Annotated in this window: 17 protein-coding genes, 1 tRNA gene and 3 pseudogenes; 18 read left to right on the forward strand and 3 right to left on the reverse strand. The window is 49.4% G+C overall.

Features of this window, described 5'->3' with window-relative positions:
• The first annotated feature begins 79 nt into the window (after positions 1-79).
• From EH228_RS08100 to EH228_RS08135, 7 genes and pseudogenes are all read left to right on the forward strand, one after another.
• Positions 80-1165 (forward strand): glycosyltransferase family 9 protein, encoded by a 1086-nt coding sequence (locus EH228_RS08100; protein WP_152321177.1) that lies wholly within the window; start codon positions 80-82, stop codon positions 1163-1165.
• Between the two features lie 851 nt (positions 1166-2016).
• Positions 2017-2205: a hypothetical protein gene (locus EH228_RS08110; protein WP_240116257.1), complete on the forward strand. Its 189-nt coding sequence runs from the start codon at positions 2017-2019 to the stop codon at positions 2203-2205.
• Positions 2206-2313: 108 nt separating this feature from the next.
• A pseudogene (locus EH228_RS08115) lies at positions 2314-2983 on the forward strand (IS6 family transposase).
• Positions 2984-3151: 168 nt separating this feature from the next.
• Positions 3152-3754 carry a CDP-alcohol phosphatidyltransferase family protein gene (locus EH228_RS08120; protein WP_152321182.1) on the forward strand — a complete coding sequence of 201 codons (603 nt, stop codon included), beginning with the start codon at positions 3152-3154 and terminating at the stop codon, positions 3752-3754.
• Positions 3747-4676 (forward strand): phosphatidate cytidylyltransferase, encoded by a 930-nt coding sequence (locus tag EH228_RS08125; RefSeq protein ID WP_152321184.1) that lies wholly within the window; start codon positions 3747-3749, stop codon positions 4674-4676. The genes EH228_RS08120 and EH228_RS08125 overlap by 8 nt, the downstream gene beginning before the upstream one ends.
• Positions 4677-4685: 9 nt before the next feature.
• A complete protein-coding gene (locus EH228_RS08130; protein WP_152321185.1) occupies positions 4686-5318 on the forward strand; it encodes a lysophospholipid acyltransferase family protein in 633 nt (210 codons plus the stop codon).
• Positions 5315-5569 (forward strand): annotated as a pseudogene (locus tag EH228_RS08135) (serine aminopeptidase domain-containing protein); the annotation flags it as partial. The gene EH228_RS08130 and the pseudogene EH228_RS08135, both read left to right, overlap by 4 nt.
• A 27-nt stretch (positions 5570-5596) precedes the next feature.
• On the opposite strand, the pseudogene EH228_RS08140 reads toward EH228_RS08135, so the two are convergent.
• Both EH228_RS08140 and EH228_RS08145 read right to left on the reverse strand, forming a co-directional pair.
• Positions 5597-5918: pseudogene (locus EH228_RS08140) on the reverse strand (IS1 family transposase); the annotation flags it as partial.
• Positions 5919-6090: 172 nt separating this feature from the next.
• Positions 6091-6165, reverse strand: a tRNA-Arg gene (locus EH228_RS08145).
• A gap of 728 nt (positions 6166-6893) precedes the next feature.
• Here EH228_RS08145 and ccmA point away from each other — a divergent pair.
• From ccmA to mlaA, 10 genes are read left to right on the forward strand one after another with little or no spacing between them, the layout of a single operon-like run.
• Positions 6894-7511 (forward strand): cytochrome c biogenesis heme-transporting ATPase CcmA, encoded by a 618-nt coding sequence (ccmA, locus tag EH228_RS08150; protein WP_152321315.1) that lies wholly within the window; start codon positions 6894-6896, stop codon positions 7509-7511.
• Entirely contained in the window at positions 7511-8170 is a 660-nt protein-coding gene (gene ccmB / locus EH228_RS08155) for a heme exporter protein CcmB (RefSeq protein ID WP_152321186.1), read from the forward strand. Before ccmA ends, ccmB begins: the two co-directional genes overlap by 1 nt.
• A 57-nt stretch (positions 8171-8227) precedes the next feature.
• Positions 8228-8971: a heme ABC transporter permease gene (locus EH228_RS08160; protein ID WP_152321187.1), complete on the forward strand. Its 744-nt coding sequence runs from the start codon at positions 8228-8230 to the stop codon at positions 8969-8971.
• Positions 8968-9201: a heme exporter protein CcmD gene (ccmD, locus tag EH228_RS08165; protein ID WP_152321188.1), complete on the forward strand. Its 234-nt coding sequence runs from the start codon at positions 8968-8970 to the stop codon at positions 9199-9201. Before EH228_RS08160 ends, ccmD begins: the two co-directional genes overlap by 4 nt.
• A complete protein-coding gene (gene ccmE, locus EH228_RS08170; protein WP_152321189.1) occupies positions 9198-9689 on the forward strand; it encodes a cytochrome c maturation protein CcmE in 492 nt (163 codons plus the stop codon). The genes ccmD and ccmE overlap by 4 nt, the downstream gene beginning before the upstream one ends.
• Positions 9686-11644: a heme lyase CcmF/NrfE family subunit gene (locus tag EH228_RS08175; protein ID WP_152321190.1), complete on the forward strand. Its 1959-nt coding sequence runs from the start codon at positions 9686-9688 to the stop codon at positions 11642-11644. Before ccmE ends, EH228_RS08175 begins: the two co-directional genes overlap by 4 nt.
• Positions 11641-12198, forward strand: coding sequence for a DsbE family thiol:disulfide interchange protein (locus EH228_RS08180; RefSeq protein ID WP_152321191.1), 558 nt, complete (start codon positions 11641-11643; stop codon positions 12196-12198). Before EH228_RS08175 ends, EH228_RS08180 begins: the two co-directional genes overlap by 4 nt.
• Positions 12195-12662 (forward strand): cytochrome c-type biogenesis protein, encoded by a 468-nt coding sequence (locus tag EH228_RS08185; RefSeq protein WP_152321192.1) that lies wholly within the window; start codon positions 12195-12197, stop codon positions 12660-12662. Before EH228_RS08180 ends, EH228_RS08185 begins: the two co-directional genes overlap by 4 nt.
• Positions 12659-13870 (forward strand): c-type cytochrome biogenesis protein CcmI, encoded by a 1212-nt coding sequence (gene ccmI, locus EH228_RS08190; protein ID WP_152321193.1) that lies wholly within the window; start codon positions 12659-12661, stop codon positions 13868-13870. Before EH228_RS08185 ends, ccmI begins: the two co-directional genes overlap by 4 nt.
• Positions 13871-13901: 31 nt before the next feature.
• Positions 13902-14663: a phospholipid-binding lipoprotein MlaA gene (gene mlaA, locus EH228_RS08195; RefSeq protein ID WP_152321194.1), complete on the forward strand. Its 762-nt coding sequence runs from the start codon at positions 13902-13904 to the stop codon at positions 14661-14663.
• 59 nt (positions 14664-14722) lie between these two features.
• On the opposite strand, the gene fadL is transcribed toward mlaA, so the two are convergent.
• Positions 14723-16006 (reverse strand): long-chain fatty acid transporter FadL, encoded by a 1284-nt coding sequence (fadL, locus tag EH228_RS08200; RefSeq protein WP_152321195.1) that lies wholly within the window; start codon positions 16004-16006, stop codon positions 14723-14725.
• 378 nt (positions 16007-16384) lie between these two features.
• Between fadL and EH228_RS08205 the strand changes: the two genes are divergently transcribed.
• Positions 16385-16681, forward strand: a complete 297-nt coding sequence (locus tag EH228_RS08205; protein WP_152321196.1) for a YfcZ/YiiS family protein — start codon at positions 16385-16387, stop codon at positions 16679-16681.
• Positions 16682-16683: the final 2 nt, after the last annotated feature.

Consider the following 16683-nt stretch of genomic DNA (forward strand, 5'->3'; position numbering starts at 1 on the left):
CCGGTTTTCTGTCTTGGGGGAGGGCGGTTGATAACGTGACTGGACGAGAAAAACGTTAAGCCGACATTAAGGACATAAAATGAAAATACTGATTATTCGCCGGGACAATATTGGTGATTTGATCCTGACCACTCCTCTCATTGCAACATTGGCTAAGTCCTTTAACTGCAAAATTGATCTGTTGGTTAATAGCTATAATCAATCTATCCTCGACAACAACCCACATGTTGGTCGTATCCACCTTTATAGCAAATTGCATCACCGCAAACCGGGCCAGTCTGCTATTGGCGTCATTCTTCGTCGTCTAAAAACGTATATTGATATCCGGTGTGCTAAATATGATGTTGCGATCATTGCACGTGAACACTGGGATAAACGCCCGTTGCAATGGGCCAGGATAGCGGGTGCGAAAAGGATTATAGCGGTTGGCGATAATCCCCCGCCGATCATCACAGACCCTATTCCAGTACCAACGGAACACTGCCACATCGTTGAGCTCCTGGCTCAACTGGCTAAACCTGTTGGGGTTAGTAGCGCGCCGGGGCCACTTGAACTTTATGTGACTCAGGATGAAATAAATGCCATGGTATTACGGCTTATGCTCCCTGAGGGCGTGCCGATTTATGGTGTGCAGATAAGTGCAAGGAAGGTCCTGCAACGCTGGCAGGCTGAAAAATTTGTTGAGCTGATTCATAAAATGAGTCAGCGAGAGAACTGTCATTTCCTGTTGTTTTGGGCGCCTGGGGCTGCTGATAATAAAGAACATCCCGGTGATGATGAAAAAGCGCAACAGATAATTCAGGCATGTGAGAACGTGTCTCTGACCCCCGTCATCACTAAAAATCTTAGAGAGTTAATGGCTGCCATGTCGTTGTGCGATCAAATAGTGACCAGTGATGGCGGTGCGCTGCATGTTGCCAGTGGCGTGGGTATTCCCACGGTGGCAATGTTTGGCAATAGTGATGCCTGGTTTTGGCGACCATGGGGTGTGCCATGCGAGGTCATTGAAGCTCCCGACAGTAATGTAAGCCTGTTAACCGTTGATGATGTTTTTACGCGCTTTATCACACTTCGGGCTCGCATTGTCGCTGGAAAGTCAGGCGATGCGGCCTCCTCTGATGATAAAGCCGTGTTTACGGGGGGGCAGCAAATTGAACATGACTGACCATTCGACTACCTCAGAATAAAATGATACCTACAGCATATTTCAAGCTGTGGTACGTTGAGATGGTGTTCAGTGACTTGCATGGCATATCTGTGTATGCTCATTGGGGTGGCCTTTATTGTTCTTATGATTCGATTTGGTCACAGTCTCATCCCGTTAGGGTTATTGCTGGTGTTGTTCAAAAACGCTTTTAGCCTTTTTCTGCAATTTTAATTATTGCAGATATATAATCAGTACGTCAGTTGGTTATCTATTTCACAGCAAGGGAGGTTGTTTTTATGGGGTTTAATAAATTAATAACACCTAAGATCATTTTCGCAATATACATAATCACGATGATTATTTTCATTGGTGCAGGCGTGCTAAGTCTGATTAATGGAAGTGTAGGCGTTGCAATACTGTACGTGGTAATTGCTTTATTTAGTCGGATATTTTTTGAGTGCATCATGATTTCGTTTAAAAACAATGAATATCTCAAACGTATTGCTGAGGCGCTTGAAAACAAACAATAATGGTAAAAACCATGGAGTGTTCAATAATTCAGCGGTATAACAGATGATTTTAATACTCCCGCCCCCAACGAGGGGCGGATGTTACAGATCAGATGGAATTTAACGCTTTTCATCCTTTTCCCACTATCCTGTTTTGATATTACATAGCCTGCAGATTATCTCGTCGTTTCTTTATGCTGTAGTAAACACAGAGGTTCCAGTAAAGTTTTCTATTTATGGGCCTTTAGGAATTTTGTATTGCGTCCAGACAAGATGCTGTGAACCGCCCCGGAAAACCGGGGCGGTTCAAAATCTAAAATAATCGCAAAGGATTTGGTTGATCGGAACTTGATTAAAAATATGAAGCATCAGGGTTACAGAAAACACCATGTTGAAGTCGAAGCTGAAAACGAAAAAGATGCAAGAAATAAATTTAATGAATTTAATCGTGGCTATCTCGATTCCATACGGGAGTTATCAGGAAGTGCTGTCATTTGTGCTGTAAGCGTAATTGCAATAACAATTATTTTCATCATTCGTTCCTGGTAAGACAGGATGAGCTATGAAAAAATGAGAAATATAATATGTATTAGGGTTCTGTCGCATTAAGAAGTCGTCGGATAACATACTGTTTTTTTTATGTAATGGTGCCTGACCCTGTCTCCGATCCAAAAATCCTTTAAACGCCTGCATTACCCCGTCGATATCATCGCGAAATGTGTTCGCTGGTATCTGGCTTATGCTCTGAGCCTGCGCAATCTTGAAGAGATGATGGCAGAGCGTGGCGTGGGGTTGGTCATTCCAGACTTCACTGCTGGATAAGGCATTCCGTCAGCATAAACGTACCGTGGGTCACCGGTGGCGAATGGATGAAACGGACATCAGGGTGAGAGGCAAGTGGAAATACCTGTACCGGGCAGTTGACAGCGAAGGCCAGACCATCGACTTTCTGCTGACGGCGAAGCGTGATGCGGCACCTGCCCTGTGCTTCTTTCGTAAGACTATCCAACATCACGGTCGGCCAGAAGTAGTGACCATACACAAAAGTGGAGCGAATACAGCAGCACTCACGGTGCTTAGCGCCGACAGAGAAGACGATGAGCACATTAAGGTCAGGCAGAGTAAGTATCTGAACAATTTGATTGAGCAGGACCACCGGAATATCAAACACCGAATACGTTTGATGTTGGGATTCAAATCGTTCCGGCGTGCACAGTGCCTCCTGGCGGGAATTGAACTGGTTCACATGATACGCAAGGGGCAGTACGAGCATCCGGGCGGGGACGGTTTGTCTCCTGCAGAACAGTTTTACCTGTTAACAGTCTGAAAAACAGTCAACATAATTTTTGTCACACTGCTGCCGTTAATGCGACAGAACCATAATTATGGAGTATTAATTGAGGTAAATAACAAAAAGCTGAATTTATTGACGTTGAATTAATCTTGATTAGGATTTTTAAGATAAATATTAATAATATAAGGAAGGAACCATAACATGACATTGTATGATATTAAACCTAAGTTTCAGAACTTGTTACGACCTGTCGTCATCCGTCTTCATGCCAGAGGCGTTAGTGCTAACCAGGTGACATTACTGGCAATGCTGACATCTATATTATTAGGTGGAGTACTTATTGTGTTTCCGATGCCAATCCTGTTTGTTTCTTTGCCACTCTTTTTATTTTTCCGTATGGCTCTGAACGCCATTGATGGTATGTTAGCCAGAGAATTTAACCAGCAGTCAATATCTGGCGCCATTCTCAATGAAACGGGTGATATTATTTCGGATGCAGCGCTTTATCTTGCCTTTGCTTTCCTTCCCGGCATATCGCTCTGGCTGGTAGTGTTGGTTGTACTGCTCGCCTGGCTTACCGAGTTTTGTGGCATTATTGCTCAAACCCTGACGGGTATCAGAAGCTATCGGGGACCCTTAGGGAAAAGCGATCGCGCCTTTATCTTCGGTGCCTTAGGTCTGGCTATTGCTTTGTGGCCGCAGTATATGAGTGTTGCCAATATCGTGTTTAGTATCAGTGCGTTGCTGTTAATCTGGACCTGCATGAATCGCTGCTGCAGTGCGATGGAGGTGAAAAATGCCTGATTCCATGCAGTTATTGTATTATTGCCTTGGTGGGATCCTCAGTGTTTTATTGCTGGCGACGTTGATTATTATCGGTTTAAAACAATGTCGTCCTCAGCATAACTGGCTGGAATTACAGCAACGTATTAACAGTTGGTGGGTTATTCTCGGTCTGTTTTCACTGGCAATGTTGTCACCAAGGTGGTTGGCGCTGACCTTCTTTGGATTTATCAGTTTTTTGTCATTAAAAGAATATTTGACTCTGGCCCCAACGCGACGTTCAGACCATGTGCCGCTGCTCTGGATGTATGCAGCGATTCCTTTGCAATACATTTGGACGGGCATGGCATGGTACGGGATATTTATTATCTTTATTCCGGTGTATGTGTTTTTATTTCTTCCCGTACGTATGGTTATCATCGGCGATACTAAAGGTTTCTTACATTCAGCATCAGTAATGCACTGGGGCATGATGAGCACGGTATTTGCATTAAGCCATGTTGCTTACCTGTTGACCTTGCCTGGGAGCGATGCCAGTGAGGGAACATTGTTGGTTATTTTTCTCGTTGTCCTGACTGAATTAAACGATATTGCTCAGTATTTATGGGGCAAGTCTTTGGGGAAAATAAAAGTTATTCCTAAAGTCAGCCCCAATAAAACCTGGGAGGGATTGTTGGGTGGGGTGTTTACCACAACACTGTTGGCGACTGTTTTGGGACCGTTATTAACGCTAATGGATTGGAAACATGCGTTTGGCGCCGGGATGATTATCGCCCTGGGTGGATTTTGTGGTGATGTAGTCATGTCGGCCATTAAGCGTGATTTTGGCGTAAAAGATTCAGGAAAACTGTTGCCTGGGCATGGTGGTATTCTGGACAGGGTTGATTCTCTGATTTACACAGCACCGCTGTTCTTCCACTTTTATTATTATTTTTATATTTGAGAGGCGCTCATGAATCGGATGTTGCGCTGGATTTTTACCCTGTGTGTTGCCTATCCTTTGGTCTGGGTCTGGTTGGGCGTATCTATATCCAACCGAAAAAAATTACCGACAGACGGCCCCGCAATTATTGTCGCTAATCACAACAGTCACCTGGATGTGCTGGCACTGTTCACTCTTTTTCCGCTTTCCACGTTAGTTAAAGTACAACCTGTCGCTGCGGCTGATTATTTTTTGAAAAATAGACTGATTGGCTGGTTTGCCCTGAAGGTCATCGGCATTATTCCTGTCTATCGGGGAGCCCACCAGGCCAACCCTTTACAGGCTTGTGTTGAAGCATTAACGAACAAGAAGATCGTTATTATTTTCCCCGAAGGTACTCGTGGAGAAGCTGGTAAATTTTCAACCATCAAGTCCGGTATTTGGTATTTAAGCCAGCAATGTCCGGATGTTCCCATTATTCCCGTTTATATGCATGGTCTGGATCGCTCTATGGGGAAAGGGCATAAGTTTCCGGTGCCATTTTTTATCGATATCTATATTGATGACCCCATTTCTTTTGATTCCGATAAGGTTTTGTTCAAAAGGACGTTATTAAATCGTTTTGTTTTATTACAACAGCACGCGATAAGGAAAAGAGTATGAGTCAGGAAGCTCGTTTGTTTCATGATGGTATGTTCTCAACCAGTGATAAAACCTCTTTGTATTTTCGTCACTGGCCAGCAACGGAAGGCCATTGCCGAAAAGTGATTGTGCTGTTTCATCGCGGGCATGAACATTCGTGACGTTTACAGCATATTGTCGATGAGATGATGATGCCCGATACTCATTTTTACGCGTGGGATGCGCGTGGGCACGGGCAGTCGACAGGAGCGCGAGGCTATAGTCCGAGTCTGGTTATGTATTCAATATGGTGATTGGAGTTATGATGCATAATGCTCACGCTCGATAAACGTACCAATGATCCTGTCATGCATTTCAGCTGATTTTGAGTACCCCAGTGTCTTGCGGTTCAGTCGTTTTAGTCTGTTGCGAAGGTTCAGGTTTTCACGTTCAATTCGTGGTGTGTAAAGCTTACCCGTAATGTGCTTTTCATTCGGTAACACGTCATAAGCACTGAAATTATCTGTACACCAGAAGGCCACATTAAAACCTGAAAGCCCCCCCCAGTAACGTGCGTAGTGTTTTCTTGCTCCGGCGACCAAAAGCATGGGCAACAATACGTTTTAGACGGTGCTCCCATGCTTCAGTCATCATGTCGTGGTTGGTTACGTTGAGCTCGGTACTCTACCTGCATTTGACATGAGTAGACACACGATGAATGACCATGACGCCTTAACGTATATTTCGAGGGAACAACATGTGACCTGAAAACAGTGGAAGGAGGACACCTGGCGAACAATGGCTAACGGTGTAATGGTGTCCCCTGCAGGAATCGAACCTGCAACTAGCCCTTAGGAGGGGCTCGTTATATCCATTTAACTAAGGAGACAGCGGCGCGCAGTATAACGCGTTTCCAGCCGCAGATTAAGCACTTACCTGCCTGACTGCTGATTTTGTCAGCAATTTCTTGCAACTTTGCCTCTTTTTTCAGGTTTCTTTAGCGATGTTGATGGCTAAAGCTCACTACTTCAGTGGTCCATTTTGCGGAAAATTGCGCTGGATCAATATCCGCATATTCACTGAGGATTATGTTAGTGAGACGTAAATCAAACCCCTGTTTCGCTCAATCCTGAAAGGAGTAAGACTATGTCTGCTAAGCTCTCGCTTGCTGTTCTTATCGTGGTCTGGCTGGGCTATATCGTGTTTGCTGGTTCTTATTACGCTAAGACATTTGCCCTGTTCGGCTAGGCATACAGTATCTGTCGGCAACGGGCCATTAACGCCCCTTGCCGGTTTTTTGCAGTGGCGAATAGTGTTTCAGTGTGCCATTACTTTTCCCGCTATTAACCCTCACTTCCGCCTTTTTAGCATTCACCTATCCTCTGGCAGTTCCAGTGTTTTTCCTTTAACGTCATGGCGTTTAAGGCTTCAGAAATGTAACTAACTTTCAGATTAAGCGTAACAAACTTTTAACTATGGCTTTTTTTTGCAGCGGTGGCAGAGGCTGACGGGCATAATGCAGCTTGATATGGCGTTTCGCTTCAGGCTTAGGCTGCGATGTCCTGATTTCCTGTGGTACTATTTCACTCATCATTAACAAGTGTGGCCTTAGATCCGATGCTGGAAGCCAACAATCTGACCTGTGTGCGTGATGAACGGACGTTGTTCAGCGAACTCAGTTTTACCGTTTCTGCGGGCGATATTGTCCAGATTGAAGGGGCGAATGGCGCAGGAAAAACGTCACTGCTGCGCATCTTGGCGGGTTTAAGCCGGGCTGAACAAGGTGAGGTGCTCTGGCAGCAACAGTCCATTCGCCAGCAGCGGGAAAGCTTTCATACGGCACTCCTTTACCTCGGGCATCAGCCGGGCGTGAAAGCAGTCTTGACCGCGAGAGAAAATTTGCATTTTTTTCATGCTCAGCATGCGGAAGAGGCCCTCTGGCAGGCACTGGAAGAGGTAGATTTAACCGGTTTTGAAGATGTTGCTGTGGCTCAGCTTTCTGCGGGTCAGCAACGTCGCGTAGCACTGGCAAGGTTGTGGTTAAGCGACGCGCCATTGTGGATCCTTGATGAACCGTTGACGGCAATTGATAAATCCGGCGTAGCTAAGTTAATAGCATTGTTTAACCGTCATGCTGATAGCGGTGGTGCGGTGATCCTGACCACCCATCAGGAATTACCGGCAATTGAACGCACCGTGCGCAAAATTCGTCTTGCTGCCTCGGAGGGCGTCTGATGTTTTGGCGCGTTCTGAAGCGCGAACTGCGCATTGCTTTTCGCAGCGGAGCGGAAATTATCAACCCACTGTGGTTTTTCCTGATAGTCATCACGCTGTTTCCTTTAGGGATCGGGCCTGAACCGCAACTGCTGACCCGCATTGCCCCGGGTATTGTCTGGGTCGCGGCGCTGCTTTCTTCGTTGCTGGCGCTGGAACGTCTGTTTCGTGATGATTTTCTTGATGGTTCACTGGAGCAGCTACTACTGTTACCCACGCCGTTGCCGATAACCGTATTAGGCAAAGTGGCTGCCCACTGGATGGTCACGGGCCTGCCGCTGTTGCTGCTTTCTCCGCTGGCAGCCTTGCTGCTCTCGGTTGATTTTGCCAGTTGGCGCGCCATTGCGCTGACATTGCTACTGGGTACGCCGACGCTGAGTTTCCTGGGATCCATCGGTGTAGGGCTGACGGTGGGGCTGCGGCGGGGCGGCGTGTTATTAAGTTTGCTGATATTACCGCTAGCGGTGCCGGTATTGATTTTCGCCAGTGCGGCGATCGATGCGGTGGGAATGGGGCTGCCGATCGACGGTTATCTGGCCATTCTTGGCGCGATGCTGGCAGGGAGCGCGACCCTGGCGCCTTTTGCAACAGCAGCCGCGCTACGTATCAGCGTGCATTGACAGATGACGGATTAAAAGCGCCATAACGCTTTTTCTTTTTATGTGAGCAAAATAACAATGTGGAAATGGTTACATCAACTGGGCAAGCCCGATCGGCTGTACCGCTTATGTGGTCAACTGGTGCCCTGGTTCGCGGTGTCAGGCATTGTGACGCTGCTGTTGGGCTGGATTTGGGGATTTGGGTTTGCGCCAGCCGACTATCAGCAGGGCAACAGCTACCGCATTATGTATATCCATGTGCCAGCCGCCATGTGGTCAATGGGGGTCTATGCGTCAATGGCGATAGCGGCTTTTATGGGTCTGGTCTGGCAGTGGAAAAGTGCGGATCTCGCCGCTGCCGCCATGGCTCCCGTTGGCGCGGTTTTTACCTTTATTGCGTTGGTCACCGGGGCTGCCTGGGGAAAACCGATGTGGGGCACCTGGTGGGTTTGGGACGCACGGCTCACTTCTGAGCTGGTACTGCTGTTCCTTTATATGGGCGTTATCGCACTCTATAACGCCTTTGATGATCGTCGGGTTGCGGGGCGTGCAGCGGGGATCCTGATCCTTGTCGGCATCGTCAATTTGCCGATCATTCACTACTCAGTGCAGTGGTGGAACACTCTCCATCAGGGCTCTTCCGGTATTCTGCAACAGGCTATTGACCCCAGCATGCGCACACCGTTGCGTTGGGCGATCCTGGGTTACCTGTTGGTCTTTGTCTCCCTGACGTTGATGCGCTTGCGTAACCTTATTCTGTTCACTGAACGCCACCGTCCGTGGGTGGCCGAAATGGCCGCAAAGGGAGGGCGTAAGGCATGACACCCGCTTTCTCATCCTGGCAGGAATTCTTCGCGATGGGCGGTTACGCCTTTTATGTTTGGTTGGCGGTGGCCTGCACACTGGTTGCCATGGGGGGGCTGCTATTGCATACCATTATTCAGCGTCAGCGGTTGCTGGGTGATATCCGCCAGCGTCAATCACGGGAACGCCGTATTCGTGCGGCAAAAACAAAAAAAGTCGCCAGTGAAACGGCAGGAGAGTCACAGTGAATAGCCGTCGTAAAAATCGCCTGATTCTGGTGCTCGCGGTATTGGTCGGTCTCGGTCTGGCGACTTCTTTAGTGATGTATGCGCTGCGTTCGAACATTGACCTGTTCTATACCCCCAGTGAAATTTTGAACGGCAAGGGCGAGAACCATGAAAAGCCGGAGCCAGGTCAGCGTCTGCGTGTTGGCGGCATGGTGATGCCAGGCAGCGTGAAGCGCGATCCGAAGACTCTGCAGGTCTTTTTCAAATTGTATGATGCTAAAGGCGTGATCAGTGTCAGTTATCTCGGCATCTTACCTGATCTGTTTCGTGAAGGGCAGGGGGTAGTGGCACAAGGTGTGCTGGAGGATGGCGACCTGGTCAACGCCAAAGAAGTGCTGGCGAAGCACGATGAAAAATATACGCCGCCGGAAATTGAGGATGCGATGAAGCAAAACCATAAAGTGCCGTCGTCGGCTTACCAGACGGCTCCACAGGGAGGTCAGTCATGATACCGGAAATCGGGAGTTTCCTGTTATGTCTGGCGTTGGCGCTGTCATTGCTGCTAAGTGTTTATCCCTTGTGGGGCGCCGCCCGACAGGACCGACGGTTGATGGGGCTGGCCCGTCCGCTGAGCTATGCGCTGTTTGCCTGCATTCTCGCGGCTTTCATGGTACTGGTTCATGCGTTTGTGGTGAATGATTTTAGCGTGGCTTATGTGGCGGCCAACGCCAATACGTTATTACCGGTCTGGTATCGTATTGCCGCGACATGGGGCGCTCACGAAGGATCCCTGTTACTGTGGCTGTTACTGCTCAGTAGCTGGACGCTGGCGGTGGCGTTGTTCAGCCGCGGGATGCCGCTGGATTCCATCGCTCGCGTGTTAGCGGTTATGGGAATGATCAACCTCGGCTTCCTGCTATTTATCACCTTAACGTCTAACCCATTTACCCGTACGTTGCCGGACTTCCCGATTGACGGCAGTGATCTTAATCCGATGTTGCAGGATATCGGCCTGATCTTCCATCCCCCCTTGTTGTACATGGGGTACGTCGGTTTCTCGGTGGCGTTTGCTTTCGCCATCGCATCGTTGATGGCGGGACGACTGGATACGGCCTGGGCGCGCTGGTCACGTCCCTGGACGACGGCAGCGTGGATCTTTCTGACCATCGGTATTGTGTTGGGCTCGGTCTGGTCCTATTACGAGCTGGGCTGGGGCGGCTGGTGGTTCTGGGATCCGGTTGAAAATGCCTCCTTTATGCCATGGCTGGTAGGCACCGCACTGATCCACTCGCTGGCGGTGACTGAAAAGCGCGGGACCTTCAAAGCCTGGACGGTGTTGCTGGCGATCACCGCATTTTCTCTCAGCCTGCTGGGGACTTTCCTGGTGCGTTCAGGGGTGCTTATCTCCGTGCACTCATTTGCTTCCGATCCGTCACGCGGCATGTTTATCCTCGCTTTCCTGGTGATTGTTATTGGTAGCTCATTGCTGCTGTACGCCATCAAAGGCAGTAAGGTGCGCAGTCGGGTGCAAAACGAAATCTGGTCTCGCGAAACCTTCCTGTTGGGGAATAACATTCTACTGATTGCCGCCATGTTGGTGGTGCTGCTGGGGACGCTATTACCGTTGGTGCATAAGCAGCTTGGTCTGGGCAGTATCTCCATCGGTGAACCATTCTTTAATACGCTGTTCACCTGGCTGATGGCGCCGTTGGCGCTGATGTTGGGGATCGGGCCGCTGGTGCGCTGGCGTCGTGATCAACCGCAGAAGCTGTGGAAGCGGTTAGCCGTGGCATTGGTGGCGACGCTGCTTTTGTCAATAGTGTTGCCACACCTGCTGCAGGACCGCATTGAAGCGATGACGGTAGTGGGCCTGTTGATGTCGATTTGGGTCATTTTCCTGACGCTGATGGAGTTACATGAGCGTGCTACCCACCGTCACCGTTTTTTTGCCGGATTGCGCCATCTGTCGCGTAGTCACTGGGGCATGGTGCTGGGGCATCTGGGCGTGGCGGTTACCGTCATCGGTATCGCTTTTAGCCAGAATTATAGTGTGGAGCGCGATGTGCGCATGCGTCCAGGCGATTCGGTTGATCTCCACAACTACCATTTTACCTTCCGCGATGTGCATAACCTGCAGGGACCGAATTATAGCGGTGGCGTGGGAGTCATTGACGTCACGCGCAACGGCAAACATGAAGCGACGCTGTATGCGGAAAAACGCTATTACAGCGTAGCGCATACCATGATGACTGAAGCCGCTATTAGCGGGGGCTTCACTCGCGATCTCTATGCCGCATTGGGTGAAGAGCTGGAAGATCACTCATGGGCGGTACGACTTTATTACAAACCTTTTGTGCGCTGGATCTGGCTTGGTGGCGTGTTTATGGCGGTAGGCGGTATTTTCTGTCTGCTTGATCCGCGTTACCGCTCACGCAAGAAAGCGCAAAAGGAGCTGGTATCATGAATAAAAAAATCCTTTATATTCCGCTGGTGTTGTTTTTGCTGTTGGCCGCCGCGCTGATGTGGCAACTGACCCGTAATGCTCACGGTGATGATCCGACCTTGTTGGAATCCGCGCTGGTGGGAAAACCCGTCCCGGTTTTCAAGCTGGAATCCCTCGATCAACCAGGCAAAATTTACGATCAGTCGGCGCTGATCGATGGCAAGCCGTTACTGCTTAATGTCTGGGCGACCTGGTGTCCGACGTGCCGTGCCGAGCACCAGTATTTGAATACCCTGGCGACAAAAGGCGTACGGGTGGTCGGCCTGAATTATAAGGATGATCGCGAGAAGGCGATTAACTGGCTCAACTCACTCGGCAATCCTTATGCCATGAGCCTGTATGATGGTGACGGCATGCTGGGACTTGACCTGGGTGTCTACGGCGCTCCGGAAACGTTCCTGATTGATGGCAAAGGGATAATTCGTTACCGCCATGCTGGCGATATGAATGAGCAGGTGTGGAACAGCGAAGTGAAGCCATTGTGGGAGAAATATAGCAAGGAGGCAGGAGCTTGAAACGCAGCATAATTATTGTGTTCAGCACGCTGTTGTTTGCTTTCAGCGCGTTGGCTGACAATATCGATACTTACAAATTCTCTTCAGTGGATCAAGAGCAGCAATATCGCCATCTCACCGAGTCGCTACGTTGTCCGAAGTGTCAAAACAACAGCATTGCCGATTCTAACGCGATGATCGCCGGTGACATGCGCCTCAAAGTCTATGAGTTACTGCAAAGTGGTCAGACACCGGATGAGGTGAAAGCCTATATGGTTGCACGCTACGGCAACTTTGTGACCTATGAACCCCCGCTGTTGCCTTCCACACTGATCCTTTGGGCGGGTCCGGCGTTATTTGTCATCGTTGGCGCGTTGGTGATTATCCTGCGCAGCAGAAAACGTCAGCCGTCTGAGGCTGAGCTGGATGCGGAGCAGCAGGCACGGCTCGATGAGCTGCTAAAAAATAATGGGAAGCAATCATGAGTGGATTCTGGTTCATCATCCTGGCACTGCTGATGGTGGCAAGCGCAGTGCTGCTGATTGCTGGTGGACGTAAACATCGTTCAGTGGCCGCTGATCGCGATACACTTAACAAAACGTTTTATCGTCAGCGTCTCCAGGAACTGGAGCATGATGAACAACAAGGCATTGTTGGCGAACGTGCGGAAATGATCCGTGAATTGCAGCAAACGTTATTGCTGGATATTCCCCAGGACGAACAGATTGTTGAGCGCAACGTTAGCCGTTGGGTGCTGTTGCCGGGGGTTATCGTTATTTTCGTTGTCAGTTTGGGCTTTTATTTTAAAACCGGCGGTCTGGTTCAGGTCATGGCCTGGCAGCAGGCGCAAAATGATCTTCCCGCGCTACGGGCGCAGCTCATGGATCCCCAGGCAAAACCATTGAGCATGGACGAACTGGCGCGGCTGGGACTGGGGATTCGAACTTCACTGCAGGATGATCCGCAGAACGTCAATGACTGGTTAATGCTTGGTCGTATCGGAATGGTGCTGAACAACGCAGCGACTGCGACTCAGGCTTTTCAGCGTGCGATGCAATTGGCGCCGAATAACCCAGAAGTAAAGTTGAGCTATGCTGATGTGCTGACCCGTTCGCAAGACCCGGAAGACAATCGTCAGGCAAGCGTGATGCTCAATCAAATGATCAAGACGGATGGCACTAATTTGCGGGTGCTCGGCCTGTTAGCATTTAATGCTTTTAGCCAACAGAATTACGCTCAGGCGATAGACACCTGGCAAAAGATGTTACAATTGTTACCGGCTGACGATAAGCGTACATTGATGATCCAGCGCAGTATTGAGCAGGCGAAGACGGCGTCAGGTCAGCAGAACAGTCATCTGAGTTTGACCGTTCAACTGGCTCCGGGGGCAGAAAAAATGTTACCCGATGGCGGAGTATTGTATATTTCCGTCACCGACGGCGCTTCTCCGGTTCCGGTAGCGGTGAAAAAGCTGCCGTTAAGTCATTTTCCTTTATCACTGACGTTGGATGACAGCAATGCGATGATGCCGAGTCGTCTGCTTTCCGCGCAGCATCAGGTTCAGGTGCGTGTGCGTATTTCGCGTGATGGCAGTGCCAATCCTCAGTCCGGCGACTGGTTTGGCCTCAGTGCCGTTACGCCTTTTGATGGTCATCAACAACTGACAGTTGAGATTAACCAACAACAGCCATGAGCGATTTATACTTCAATACAGGGAGACAGATATGAGCTACCGCGTGATGGGCGTTACGCTTGCCAGCGTACTGCTGATCGGCTGTGCCAGTTCTAAGACGGCAGACCAGCCTCAGGGAAGGTCCGATCCGCTTGAAGGCTTTAACCGTTCAATGTTCAACTTCAATTATAATGTGTTGGATCCCTACGTGGTGCGCCCTGTGGCGGTTGCCTGGCGTGATTATGTCCCGGCTCCTGCCCGTACCGGATTGAGCAATTTTCTTGGTAATCTGAGTGAACCGTCCACGATGGTGAACTATTTTATTGAGGGCAAGCCTTACAAAGCGATGATCCATTTCAACCGCTTTTTCCTGAATACTATTCTGGGGATGGGTGGCTTCATTGACGTGGCTGGTATGGCGAATCCTAAACTGGCGAAGGAAGAACCACGTCGGTTCGGTAGCACTCTGGGCCATTATGGTGTTGGTTACGGTACTTATGTCCAGTTGCCGGTCTACGGCAATTTTACCCCACGTGAAGATGTGGGCGGCCTGGTGGATGACCTTTATGCACCGCTGGGCTGGCTGACCTGGTGGATGTCGATTGGGAAATGGACATTGGAAGGGGTGGAAACGCGTGCGCAGTTGCTGGACAGCGATGCGATTCTGCGTAATTCCAAGGATCCTTATGCCTTTGTTCGTGCGGCTTACTTCCAGCGTCATGATTTCCTTGCCAGCGATGGTAAGTTGATCCCGCAGGAGAATCCGAATGCGGCGGCTATCCAGGACGATCTGAAAGATATCGATTCAAATTAAGGATTTCTTTCCATTAACAAAGGCCGGTCAGATGACTGGCCTTTGGTATTTTTGTCACCTCAAAACGTGTAGTTAAAACCCGCGCCATACAGCCAGGCTGTACCGGTTGAGCGGAAGGTATAAGGGCCTTCTTTAATCGTCACACGCTGCCCATGCATATAAGAAATACCCAGGTCAATTGAGGCATGTTGGTTGAAGGCATAGGAAACGCCGGTGCTTAGCCACAGGCGATCCTGATCCGGGATGGAAATCGATCGTTTGTCGGCCGGAACGGGGCTGTCATCAAAGGCGATGCCCGCGCGGAACGTCCAGTTATCATCATAGAAGTACGAAGTGCCCAGTGCGATGCGCCAGGCGTCCTTGTAGCTCTCATCTTTATAGAACAAGGTCTGTCCGTGGTGACTGGTCGCTTTTAGCTGTTGGAACTGGCTCCAGGTGGTATAGGTCAGACTGTAGTGAATTGCCCATTGCGGGGCTACCCGATGATAACCGGAAACTTCCCACATTTCCGGCAGATTCAGGGTCAGGGAACCAGGGATCGTTGAACCGTTGGTACCATACGGTAACCCGAGATTCATTGCCTGGTTGAACGGGTTGATATAGCCTGGAATACTGCTTTTATAGTCGCCATCAAAGTCGACTTTAACTTCTGAGCGGTAGCTAAAGCCGAAGCGGTTATTTTTATCCACTTCATACAGGACTCCGGCGTTCCAGCCATAGCCCCACTCACTGCCTTTCAGATGCGCAATCTGCGTATTGGCAGGCATCGCTAATGCTTTACCTGACTCACCGGCATAACGTGCTATTTTCGCGCGTCCATAGACGGCGTCGAAACCAACACCAATGCTGACGTGCTGATTAAGGCGATAGGCGGTACTAAGCTTAAAATTAACGGTTTGTAGGTCTGTTTTACCCGCATAAGGGCCGGCAGCGTAATTCTGGCTGAATTCAGTCGCCAGACCATAATTCGAACTCGCTGAAGCACCAAGCCACCACCGGTCGTTGACCGGCTGCACGTAATGGATATCCGGTACCCACTGGGTTGGCGCGATATTATGGGCTTTCAGGCTCTGACCGGAAACGTGGGTCCCGTCAATATTCACCTCGGGATCAATAAACACTGCGCCCACTGAGAACATCGGGCGGTTCATCAGGGCCATGGTCGCCGGGTTGCGGCTGGCGGATGCCGCCGTATCACCCATTGCACCTTCACCTGAATAGGCCCGGCCTAAGCCGATGGTGGAAAATTCGTTAAGTTGAAAGCCAGCGGCGAAAAGGTCCGGAGAAACTAATACCATTGCTGATGCGAGTACCGATGGTGTAAGCCGGTTTTTATGGATCATGACCGCAACCTCATTATTTGATTTTTATTAATGCCGTTACGTTGCGTAACAAATGAGCGAAAAGATCAGGGGCTGAGATAAAGCAAACAAATCAGACCAGTGCTCCCATTATAGGTCTGACCAGTTAAATTGTTTCAATAATGTTTATAAAATATTTCTAAAATGATCCAAGAAAGGAGATCTACATAACAAAAAGCACTGGGTTCACAGAGGGCCTCACAGGGCTGATTTGTTTCAGATCAATTTTTATTGTGATATTCGTCAGTTAATGGTGCTTATTCACGCAATCACCGGACAACTTATTTTCTCCAGCGTAAACTGTGAGCAACCTGTTAATCGAGCGCCTGCGCGTTTTGCGTCGGCAAAATGGAGGATCTTATGACTCATGCCATTAAAAAATGCAGCGCGAATGAAACCGCTGCCTGCTGCTGTGTGGATGTTGGAACCATTATGGACAATACCGACTGCACGGCTTCATGGAATCAGCTGTATGCTAATCGCCAGCAGGCGGAAGCGATGCTGGAGCAACTGACGGCAAAAGCCCGTCAGGTCGAATCCGAGCCGTGTGAGATTAATGCACGTCTGACAGAACAACCGGAAGGCGTTCTGTTGGCGGTGGATTTTACTTTCAGCTGCCAGGCTGAAACGATGATTTTCCAGCTCGGCCTGCGTTAATC

This window comes from Erwinia endophytica, assembly GCF_009295515.1.
Lineage (GTDB): Bacteria > Pseudomonadota > Gammaproteobacteria > Enterobacterales > Enterobacteriaceae > Erwinia > Erwinia endophytica.